Origin of the sequence: Secundilactobacillus similis DSM 23365 = JCM 2765, assembly GCF_001311075.1 — a bacterium.
Lineage (GTDB): Bacteria > Bacillota > Bacilli > Lactobacillales > Lactobacillaceae > Secundilactobacillus > Secundilactobacillus similis.
In genome coordinates this window covers 1-10,644 of the sequence record NZ_BBAD01000100.1, presented here as the reverse complement: position 1 = coordinate 10,644, position 10,644 = coordinate 1, and the positions used below count along the sequence as shown (strand labels likewise).

At 34.9% G+C, this 10,644-nt stretch carries 11 protein-coding genes; 9 read left to right on the top strand and 2 right to left on the bottom strand.

What is annotated here, in order from left to right:
- Window positions 1–1,443, top strand: a 1,443-nt coding sequence (locus tag JCM2765_RS14780) for an Eco57I restriction-modification methylase domain-containing protein (RefSeq protein WP_156301818.1), incomplete at its 5' end; no start/stop codon positions are given.
- Window positions 1,444–1,696: 253 nt separating this feature from the next.
- A complete protein-coding gene (locus JCM2765_RS14775) occupies window positions 1,697–2,119 on the top strand; it encodes a YjdF family protein (protein WP_054737376.1) in 423 nt (140 codons plus the stop codon).
- 143 nt (window positions 2,120–2,262) lie between these two features.
- Here the strand turns inward: JCM2765_RS14775 and JCM2765_RS14770 are convergent, their stop codons facing one another.
- Together JCM2765_RS14770 and JCM2765_RS14765 are read right to left on the bottom strand one after the other, a co-directional pair.
- Window positions 2,263–2,619, bottom strand: a complete 357-nt coding sequence (locus JCM2765_RS14770; protein ID WP_054737375.1) for a type II toxin-antitoxin system YafQ family toxin — start codon at window positions 2,617–2,619, stop codon at window positions 2,263–2,265.
- Entirely contained in the window at window positions 2,619–2,897 is a 279-nt protein-coding gene (locus JCM2765_RS14765) for a type II toxin-antitoxin system Phd/YefM family antitoxin (RefSeq protein WP_003586674.1), read from the bottom strand. Before JCM2765_RS14765 ends, JCM2765_RS14770 begins: the two co-directional genes overlap by 1 nt.
- A gap of 76 nt (window positions 2,898–2,973) precedes the next feature.
- Between JCM2765_RS14765 and JCM2765_RS14760 the strand changes: the two genes are divergently transcribed.
- From JCM2765_RS14760 to JCM2765_RS14730, 7 genes are all read left to right on the top strand, one after another.
- Window positions 2,974–3,561 (top strand): site-specific integrase, encoded by a 588-nt coding sequence (locus tag JCM2765_RS14760; RefSeq protein ID WP_054737374.1) that lies wholly within the window; start codon window positions 2,974–2,976, stop codon window positions 3,559–3,561.
- Window positions 3,562–3,573: 12 nt separating this feature from the next.
- A complete protein-coding gene (locus JCM2765_RS14755) occupies window positions 3,574–3,933 on the top strand; it encodes a hypothetical protein (protein ID WP_054737373.1) in 360 nt (119 codons plus the stop codon).
- 374 nt (window positions 3,934–4,307) lie between these two features.
- Window positions 4,308–4,520, top strand: coding sequence for a hypothetical protein (locus JCM2765_RS14750; protein WP_054737378.1), 213 nt, complete (start codon window positions 4,308–4,310; stop codon window positions 4,518–4,520).
- Window positions 4,521–5,231: 711 nt separating this feature from the next.
- The gene (locus tag JCM2765_RS14745) at window positions 5,232–6,167 is read left to right on the top strand and encodes a replication initiation protein (RefSeq protein WP_054737372.1); all 936 of its coding nucleotides are present in this window, start codon (window positions 5,232–5,234) and stop codon (window positions 6,165–6,167) included.
- Window positions 6,160–6,783, top strand: coding sequence for a DUF536 domain-containing protein (locus JCM2765_RS14740; RefSeq protein ID WP_054737371.1), 624 nt, complete (start codon window positions 6,160–6,162; stop codon window positions 6,781–6,783). The genes JCM2765_RS14745 and JCM2765_RS14740 overlap by 8 nt, the downstream gene beginning before the upstream one ends.
- A 57-nt stretch (window positions 6,784–6,840) precedes the next feature.
- Window positions 6,841–8,361, top strand: coding sequence for an RNA-directed DNA polymerase (locus JCM2765_RS14735; protein ID WP_225352119.1), 1,521 nt, complete (start codon window positions 6,841–6,843; stop codon window positions 8,359–8,361).
- 141 nt (window positions 8,362–8,502) lie between these two features.
- Window positions 8,503–10,644 (top strand): type IIG restriction enzyme/methyltransferase (locus JCM2765_RS14730; RefSeq protein WP_439646180.1); only part of this gene is annotated, 2,142 nt, incomplete at its 3' end.

Below are 10,644 nucleotides of genomic sequence, written 5' to 3'. Positions count from 1 at the left end.
AAAATCAAATCATCTTTTGATGATACAGTTACCAGTCCAGAACTAAAGCGGCTTAGAAAACTCAGTAAAAAGCTTGAAGACGCAGCCAAGATTAACCTGTTTAACGATGCAAAAGATGAGCAAAATCACTTTGAGGAGATCAATAAGCAGTTTTTAGCAGCTCAAAAAGAATTTGATAAATCAATGCAAAATCCAATGTTTGCAAAAGGCCTAGAATGGCGCATGGAGTTTCCTGAAGTCTTGGATGAAGATGGAAATTTTGTCGGATTTGACCTAATGATTGGCAATCCACCCTACATCTTTGCACGTAATCAGTCATTTAGTGATGATATGAAGAAGTATTATCTCAATACCTATAAAGTTAGTGAATACCAAGCTAATACTTATACACTTTTTATTGAGTTGGCATACAAGCTCATGCGTGAAGGTGGAACCTTTAGTTTTATCATTCCAAACAATTTCTTGACAATCCAAACTAATACTAAAATTCGTGAGTTTATCGTAGAAAAAACAAGCGATGTTATCCTGATTAACTCACTTGATAAGATTTTTTCAGACGCAAACGTTGATAATTGTATTATTTTCTTTAAAAAAAGTAATCCAAATTGGATTCAAGTTTCAGAGTTAAAAAATGATGAGTTCACCACCTTCGGAAAGGTAAAATCTAACTTTTTTGGGAAAAATCCAATGTTTAGTTTATCAATGGTCAAGTATGATTCAGCGATTAAAGCCTTTTGGAAAATAACTAGTTTTCCAAAATTAAACAGAAAAAAAATAGCATCTGTTTCTACTGGAATCAAAGCTTATCAAATCGGAAAAGGAAAACCAAAACAGACGGCAAGAAGTAAACAAGATAGAATATATCACGCTAAATCAAAGATTGATAATACCTACGTTAAATATCTCGAAGGAAAAAATGTAAGTAGATACGCTCTTTCTTGGAGTGGAGAATGGATAAAATATGGAGATAATGTTGCTGAGCCAAGATATTCGGTAAAATTTGACAAACCCAGAATCTTAGTTCGCCAGATTCCTGCAAATCAAATTTATAGTATAGAAGCCACTTACACTGACGAATATTTCATAAATGATATAAATTCAATGGTTGTTTCTAATATCCAAGTTAATCCCCTATTCTTGCTTGGTGTGATAAACTCAAAAGCAATTACCCTTTGGTTTATGATGAAGTTCGATAAATTTCAGCGTCGCATTTTTCCGCAATTCAAAGTTAATGAACTAGGAGAGTTTCCAGTACCCGACGCGAGTGAAAATTGGCAAAATAAAATAGCACGACCCGTTCGGCAGCTGATGGACGAAATGAAAAAAGAAAATAGAGATGAAGCTTTGATTTCTAGTCTGAACACTCAAATTGATGAGTGCGTCATGACTTTGTTCCAGCTCACGGATGAAGAAAAACAGAGTATCCGAAATTTTAATGTATAGCATACCTCGAAAAGTTATTTTAAGCTTGCTAAAAAATTGCAATAATCACATTTTTAGTGTTAAATAAGGGCCTATAATTAACAAATAACCCATTCAGAATTTTAAGCAACCTATTCTGAATGGGTTATTTGAGTTAAACTAGAAATAGAAAGTAAAAACACAGTTCGGTTGGTAGTCCGAACATAGCGAAGCTATCAGTAACCTGCCTCCTTGGTTGTCCATCTTTCTTAATTAATTTTAAGGAGGATGTTTGATGTCTACTATCAAGGGATCATTAACAATTATCTATGAACCACCGTTTTACAAAGCTATTTTTGAAAGACGTTTTGAGTCCATTTATGAAGTTGGTCAAATTAACTTAGGCCCTTCAGAACCTAAATTAGCCTTGATTTATGATCTAGTTCTTCATCATTGGAATAAAGTTATCTTTTTCCAACAAAATGTTTGTGCTTCGTCTGTTTCTGAACGAAAAATCAATCCTAAGCGCCTTCAAAGGTTAGCTAGAAAGAGTATTCAGTATGGTGTCGGGACTAAAGCACAGCAAACACTCAAAAAACAGTTGGAATATCAAAAAGTAACACGACAACATAATAGACGTACTAAGAAGATTTTGGATCAAGAAAAAAGATATAAGTTGCGCCAGGCAAAAAAAATACAGAAACACAAAGGACATTGAGAACCTAGTACAGAAAACTATATATTGTATTCAGGGTCTATAACTATCAAATCGCCCCTCGAAAATCTTGTTAAAATAGCCCCCAACATCTATATTATAGATGTTGGGGGTTATTTATTTTCATATTATAAAAATAACTTCTTTTATTCGTCATTTTTTCGATACCTTTTAGCACGATTTTGACCAGGAAATAAACGATCATGTGATCCGACTCGAATGCCAATTAAGACTAGTTCATCTTTATCAATCGTATAAACCACCAGGACATCGTTAGTTTCGCTTGGTGTTTTGTTTTTCGGGGTATCTCGTAAGTGAAATTCATTATAACCGCTCATTCGCCGATTAAGCTCATGATCTTCAAATTCTGATGGTAATTGTTGTTGCTCAAGCAACAGGTCAATGGCTGCTCGAACTTCATCAATAATAGATTTGTCTAAACTGGCTAACCGTTTTAGATCAGCATTAAAGGTTGCACGTGGTTTAAATCTTAGTTTTTTCATTATTTAAACTGACCCCAATAATCATCATCTGATTCAACAATTTCATCGTCAGGTAAAACATGGCGTTTAATTAACTGATCACGTGCAATTGCATATTCTAACGAACCTTCTTTAGCTTTTAATGCTCTTTCTAGCCAGTCCATTTTTTCTTGTGAAACGATGGCTACTGCGCGACTATTTGAACGAGCAATATAAACTGTTTCGTCTTCGTCATTAACTTGATCTAAATATTTTTTTAAGTTAGCGCGAAAATCGCTCTGTGTTAATGCTAATGTCATATTTATCACCCTTTCATTGTACTTAATATTGTACTTTAATTTGTACTAAAAATCAATTTTTTAAGGAGCTAAAACTATGCAACAAGTTGTCTTACCCATCAAAGATTCGAATGTACTTAAAGAGGTTCAAGATACTTTACTCAATAACTTTAAAGCTGGCCGGCGTAACTATACAGTTTTTCAAGTTGGCAAAGCGACACTGTTACGAGTTAGTGATGTCATGCGCTTAAAACAAACCGATATTTTCAATCCGGACGGTTCTATTAAACAAAATGCGTTTATTCATGACCTAAAAACTGGTAAACCGAATACCTTGTACCTTAAACCGGTTCAAACAGAGCTCTTATTGTACCGTCAATGGCTACTTAATCATCAGCTGGATTCTGAATGGCTCTTTCCCTCAATTCAACACCCCGAGCGCCATATCACGGAAAAACAGTTCTACAAAATCATGAGTAAGGTTGGTGAGCTGTTAGGCATTAATTATCTAGGGACCCATACAATGCGCAAAACCGGTGCTTATCGCGTTTACACGCAATCAAATTATAATATTGGCTTAGTCATGAATTTGCTCAATCATTCCAGTGAGGCGATGACTTTAGCTTATTTAGGCTTAGACCAGGCTAGTACTGAAACGATGCTGGATAAAATTGATTTTGGTTAGGAGGCCGGCTTTATGGATTTAGATTTTGAAACCAACAAGTATGATCTTTTTGATGATTGGCATCAAAACAAGACTAAACAAGCCTTTACACAAAAATTGCAACAACAAGCTCAAATTGAAAAAACACACCTGCCACAATTATTGTCGCGTGAAGATTTAAAAATTCGTTGGCAGATGAACTCTCGTCAAAGTGTTCACCAAGTTACTAGTAAGCCTGATTTTCCACAACCCGTTTTTGCTTTTAATCATGGTAAGACGCCACTTTACTTAGCAACTGAAATTCAAATTTTCGAAATTAATCACCCCTGGGTGATAACTCCTGGTGCTCGGCTTGCTTATAGTCATTGGATCCTTCGTAATGTGATTGATTAATCTTGAGATTTGGCTCTAGGATTTTTATCGTTGGCGCTAGCCTTCTAATACAAATAATCCCCATTTTGATGGGGATTAAATCTACCCTTGACAGGTGTCAAGGGTGTAAGTGCGCATTGACCTCATTTCACTCGGTCTGCTGATAGCCATAGAATCGATTTTTGCAGTTGTTGAATTGAATTTATTTTTAATTCAATTTATGCTTACGCTTAACTAAGTTTGTTATGCTTTGAATACTTAAAAGCTGTTGCGGATTAAGCTGTTTTAAGCCATTTTTTTAATCGTTCTGTGCAAAGAATCTTTATAAGTTTGGTAATAAATTTTGAATAACGGTACTGTAAAATCTGTGAATCTAAATTGAAATCATTATTTTGATGTTAGGAGTAATCAAGATGGACGAAAAGAAAGTATTAAAAACCATTGATGAAATGCTTGCTGATCCTTGGCAAGTTGATATTCAAGAATTGTTTGAAGCTTCTGTCAATGAACCTGACGAGATCAAAAAGAATTTGTATGATTCCCTGTATACTTATGTTTTGCAAAAAAGACAAGAAGATATTATTAATCGTCCTGGCTTCGTTATTTAGCCCTCTAAAAGCCTGCTGAGGGCTTTTTATTTTTGCTTTGGTATAAATATATATAAACAGTCTCAAAATCGCTAGAAACGAGAAATAAGGCCCTTAAAAACGAATATAGCAGTTAGATTCTTGTTAAGATTCAAAAAAAACTAACTGTTTGCTGTCAATGGTAGCGGACGAGCGTAGCGTGGGAGCATAAGGAATTGACAGCTCTAAACCAGTCTTAACACTGAAATGGCGAAAGCCAAAGTTTTATAGAAACTTTGCTTTCCTGCCTAACGGCGAGTGAAAAAGCGGTCAAGCTGGTTCAGCTTGGACGGGGTACGGGGCGTCAGCGCCCGTATTGAATGTGGCTTGCCACATCTTTTAGGCAACGAACAGAGTGAGGCGCAAGGAGCATAGCGACTGGAGTTTAATGTGAGCCGGTTTTTGGCTCACTCCTTTGTGTTTTTTGTTTCTAGATTTTAATCTCGTACAGCGGTGCCTCTTTTATACCTCTTTTATAAACCTCTTTTAAACCTCTTTTAGACCCCTATTGAGGCTTACTCTCCCAAGGAGTACAAAAGTTTATCGACTACATTTTGTCTGTTTATCGACTACATTTTGTCTGTTTATCGACTACATTTTGTCTGTTTATCGACTACATTTTGTCTGTTTATCGACTACATTCATTTACTTCCGTATTAAAATAAAGTAGTATTAATCATGGAGGTTACTTTTATGAGTAATGAATTAATTAAATACGATCCTGAATTGAATACAATTCCTTTGCGAAGATTTACTCCTATAGAAATGAATCTGTTCTTTTCTATTGTTTCCAGAATGCGTGATAAAGGAGATAATACTGTTAGATTCACCTTTGATCAATTAAAAGAATTAAGTGCCTATAAACCAACTGCAAATACTCGTTTTATTGATGACATACAAAGTACATATCAAAAAATATTAGGTCTTAGATTTGGTTCTCGAAGTAAAGACGGCCTCGATAGAGAAATGTTTGTTATGTTTACTCAATTTGAAATTAAGGGTTCGGCAGAAGTTCCTTATGTCGATATTCAAATTTATCCTAAGGCATTGAAACTTTTAAACAATCTTGAAAGTTGGGTACGCTATGCTTTAGCAGAATTCAGAGATTTAAAAAGCAGTTACGCAAAAACAATGTTTCGTCTTCTTAAACAATTTCGAACTACTGGATATGCTTATTTTTCTAAGAATGACTTTTTCGAATTACTTGATATTCCTAAAAGTTATTGGAATAAACCTGCAAATGTCGAATCTAGAGTTATTCGGCCAATTAAGGAAGAATTAACCCCGCTTTTTAGGGGGTTAGCTATCAGAAAAAAGTATGGTAAGGGGCGAGGAAAACCAGTTATCGGTTATTCTTTTTCCTGGAAGCCTGAAAGAAAAGACGCAAATGATTTTTCTCAAGGAAAGTTTCAAGATGAGCGTCAAAAACTTTTTAATATCCAGCATAATGGCGAATTAACAGAACAAGAAAAATGGCGTGCAACTGACAAAGTTAAACGATTGCCTTTAGGAACAACTGAAAAACAAACCTTAGCTGAAAAGCAAGCTGAACATGATAAAAAAATCAGAGATCAGGCAAGACAAGAAGTGCTTGCTGAACTCCGAAAGGGGTTTGGAAATCATGCCTAAAACTATTAGAGAACTTGCTGACGAATTAAATGTCTCTAAACAAACTATTCAATATCACTACCAAAGACTACCAACAAAGAACCAACAAAAAAATAGTCAAGGTACAAATATGATTAGCCTTACAGCTGAAAGGATTATTAGGGACAAGGTAACAAAGCCTTTGGTAGCAAATGGCCAACAAACAGGTAGCAAAAAAGCGACAAAAAATAGCAAAGAAAATAATGAGCTAATTGTTACTCTAAGAAGAGAAATAGAAGATTTAAAGTCTCAACGTGACAAACAGCTTGCTACCAAAGACCAACAAATAAGTAGTAAAGACCACCAACTAGATCATCTAACAAAATTGATAGATCAGCAACAACAATTACAATTAGCAATTGTTGCAGAAAATCGCCAATTAAAAGAACATGTGCAAAAATTAAGTGGCTTTGTTGGAACGTCCAGATCCAATCAAAAAATTCAATCAACTGATAGTAACTTGTCAACTGAAAATAACTCTATTCAAAATACGGATAGAAATGACAAGCAAGTAAAAAAAAACGTACCCCAATCTGGTAATATACAAAAAGATGCACCTAAAAACAAAGTCCATAAAAATTGGTGGCATTTTTGGTAATATCAAGCTAAATTCTAAATTTATTTTTGAAATTAATTATTAATAGAAGGTGCTAAGTTGATTGATAAGTCCAGAAAATCAATTTTAAAAATGAGCTCAAGGGAAGCGAAAACTTTTTTACTTAAACCATCTAGTTACGTTAATATCCAACTGCCAAGGTATTTTAACTTCTCTGCTGTAATTAAAAAAGCAGATGATTTATTAGACAGTCATACGTTAATAGAGCTTTCTACCAGTAAAACGGCCCTATCACAAACTACAGACGTAAATTATACTCTTCTAATGAATAAAGATGGTCGCTATGATTGGCGCCCGTTATCAATAGTTCACCCAGTTCCTTATGTTGATCTTGTTAATTCAATAACTAGCCAATGGTCAACCATAATTAACCGATTTAGTGAGTTTCAAAATGATGAACGAATCCAATGTATTAGTGTACCTGTTGAATCAGTTGGGAAAAAAAGTGACAAAGCAGAAACAATCTTGAATTGGTGGCAAAACTTAGAACAGGCTTCAATTAGATATGCTTTGATATACAAGTATTGTATTAAAACTGATGTTACAAACTGTTATGGATCAATTTATACACACTCTATTTCGTGGGCAATTCATGGAAAACAATGGGGTAAAAATCACCGTCGTCCTGGCCAAGGTATAGGAAACATGATTGATGCTTCAATCCAACATTTACAATTTGGTCAAACAAATGGAATTCCTCAAGGCAGTATTCTCTTTGATTTTATTGCTGAAATCATTTTAGGCTATTCTGATTTCTGTTTATCAAAGAAACTGGAAAATATTAAGGAGAACTTTAAAATTATTCGGTATCGAGATGATTACCGAATATTTTCAAATTCTAAAGAGCTATCGGAAAAAATATTACGAGAACTCTCAGATGTATTATCAGATTTAAATATGCACTTTAATTCAAAAAAGACTGATATAACTACTGATATAATTGGAAGTGCAGTTAAAAAAGATAAGCTCTTTTGGACTGTTAAAAATGCTGCAATTTGTAGCAAGGATATTAACGGAGAGTTAATTTATAATTTAGGTTTACAAAAGCATCTATTGCAAATTTACGACTTGGCAAAAAAATATCCCAACTCGGGAAGTGTAACTACCTCACTAACTGCTTTTTTTAATCGATTATTGCCTATATCTAAAGTGCCTAAAGATTACCAACAACTCATGAGTATTGTGGTTAATATTATTGTACAATCTCCAAGGACAGTACCAGTTGGTATTGCAATACTTGGCAGGTTATTGGAATTGATTGAAGAGCCTAATGAAATTACAGTAGTCATAGATAATGTTATCAATCAAATAGAAGATATTCCTAACATTGGTTTTATTGAGATATGGCTTCAACGCTTAAGCCTTGTTGGTGGTGAATCAAAAAATTATTCAGATCCTTTATGTCAAAAAGTTCAGTTAAATAATAACAATGTTTGGAATTCAACATGGTTAAAGGATTCCTTTTCAGAAGATTCGATCATTAATCGCGAATACATTCAAAAAATGAAATTAGCGATCCCACAGAAAGAGATTGATTTGTTTAACGACTATCCCTTTTAATAATACGTATTTACCTCAAAATAGGAATACACACGACTTATAAGATTAGAAGGAGCATTAAAATATGAATATTACAATGCAAAAAACATATGACTTTTTTAACGAATTCAGTTCTGTACATAGTTTCGGGGAGGATTTTTAATGACGATTAAGAGACTTTCCCTAAAGCAAAGTATGAATAAGAATGTTCAAGCCATCATGCCACAGGAAGATGAAAGGTTTGGATTTGAAAATAAACTAATCTCCTACCTAGAAACACTACAAACTAAACAAACAGAATCGGAAGAATACCAAAAAAACTTGATTTCCCAATTCTTAAAATCGCTTCTTCCAAAGAATTTTATCAACACTAGTAATCGGATTGACCTAGCCATCTACAATGGACAAGACAGCACTAGTTCTCTTGGAGTTATACTCGAAGTTAAGAGTTTAACCAACAAAAACGAAATGATGACACGTGAGAATATCAACACCAAAGCTTTTCGTGAGACAGTTGCTTACTACATGGGAGAACGCTTTTCTGGCAATCTAGAAATTAAAAAGGCCATTATCACGAATGGGTTCTCTTGGTTTGTTATAGAAGCTAAGGAGCTCGAAAAACACTTTTACAAAAATAGCAAGCTCCACAGCCTTTACGATAAATGGCAAAAAGGACAGCTTTCCAGCTCTAAAACAGACTTCCTATATAGTGAAGTCATTGCGCCAGAGATTGATAAAGCCATTGAAAAAGGAATTACTATCGCTCACTTTGACCTTATCGACGCACTTGCCTCCAAGAGACCTATGAAAATCAAAAAGAGGAATCTCACTCAGCTCTATCGTTTCTTTACGGCTGAGAATTTGTTAAACAAAGAAATTTTCACTGATTCAAATAAGCTCAACAAGGCCTTCTATGACGAGCTCCTTTACATCATGGGTTTAGAAGAAGCCAAAAATGGAACTTCAAAAGTCATTAAACAGTTAAAACCAGAAAAGCGGGAGTACGCTTCATTGGTGGAGGCTATTATAACAAGGCTCAATCAAAATGATGTCCCTGTTGAAAAACAATATGATAATGCCATTCAACTGGCAGTTGTTTGGATTAATCGAATTTTGTTCTTGAAGCTCTTAGAATCCCAACTTGTCACTTTCAATAACGATGAGAAGTTCAAATTCATGACTTATGAAAAAATCCAAGGATACGGTGACTTAAGCGACTTATTTTTTGGAATCCTTGCTAAACGAAAAGAACAGCGAGACCCCCGCCTAGAGGCAAAATTTGGAGACATTCCCTATCTAAACAGCTCACTTTTTGAGGAAACTGACCTTGAACGTTCGCCAGAAGGAATTACCATTGACCGCCTGCGTGAAGAAGATATTCAAATTTACAGAAAGACAGTGCTCAAAAGCCCCAGTGGAAAACGGAGAACCGGCAAAATGAACTTTCATCAATACCTATTTGAATTTCTAAATGCCTATGATTTTTCAACCACTGTCACGCATAAAGTAAATTCGAAAAACGAACTCATCAATGCATCAGTTCTCGGCTTGATTTTTGAAAAAATCAACGGCTACGCGGACGGATCTTTCTTCACACCTGGAAAGATTACCATGTATATGTCCCGCCGTGCGCTTCGTTCTGCTGCCGTGGACAAGGTTAATCAAGCTTTGGGCTGGAACGCTAAAACTATTGAAGACTTAAAATTCAAGATACGTGATATTGAAATTGCTCGCAAAGTTGGACAGGCGATTGATCACTTAAAAATCTGTGATCCAGCGGTAGGATCCGGGCACTTTCTTGTTTCAATCCTCAATGAAATTATCGCTTTGAAAAGTGAATTAAATTGTTTATTCGACGCTGATGGGAAGATTCTCAATGACATTCATTGCTATGTAGCAAATGATGAACTACTTATTCAGAACTTTTCAGGCAACAACTTCACCTATCATGTAGGCAACATAAACTCAACTAGAATACAAAAGGCAATTTTTATTCAAAAGCAAACCATTATTGAAAATTCCTTATTTGGTGTTGATATTAACCCTAACTCAGCTAATATCTGCCGCTTACGTCTTTGGATTGAACTTTTAAAAAACTCCTACTACAACGAAACGGGCAATCTCGTCACGCTTCCAAACATTGACATAAACATTAAAGTCGGGGATAGCCTGCTTCATAAGTACGATTTCGACTTCAGCTTTGACTTGCGTAAGACAGATTTTAAAGAGTACTTGCAGCTGGTCAAAGAATATAAAAACACTAATAATAAACGCATCAAAGCTGAAATCTTTTTAAAAATCAGC

Bases quoted from the DNA above. Each gene is read 5' to 3' on its own strand.
- JCM2765_RS14775 (WP_054737376.1), top strand. From the start codon at position 1,697: ATGTCTACTATCAAGGGATCATTAACAATTATCTATGAACCACCGTTT.
- JCM2765_RS14770 (WP_054737375.1), bottom strand. From the start codon at position 2,619: ATGAAAAAACTAAGATTTAAACCACGTGCAACCTTTAATGCTGATCTA.
- JCM2765_RS14765 (WP_003586674.1), bottom strand. From the start codon at position 2,897: ATGACATTAGCATTAACACAGAGCGATTTTCGCGCTAACTTAAAAAAA.
- JCM2765_RS14760 (WP_054737374.1), top strand. From the start codon at position 2,974: ATGCAACAAGTTGTCTTACCCATCAAAGATTCGAATGTACTTAAAGAG.
- JCM2765_RS14755 (WP_054737373.1), top strand. From the start codon at position 3,574: ATGGATTTAGATTTTGAAACCAACAAGTATGATCTTTTTGATGATTGG.
- JCM2765_RS14750 (WP_054737378.1), top strand. From the start codon at position 4,308: ATGTTAGGAGTAATCAAGATGGACGAAAAGAAAGTATTAAAAACCATT.
- JCM2765_RS14745 (WP_054737372.1), top strand. From the start codon at position 5,232: ATGAGTAATGAATTAATTAAATACGATCCTGAATTGAATACAATTCCT.
- JCM2765_RS14740 (WP_054737371.1), top strand. From the start codon at position 6,160: ATGCCTAAAACTATTAGAGAACTTGCTGACGAATTAAATGTCTCTAAA.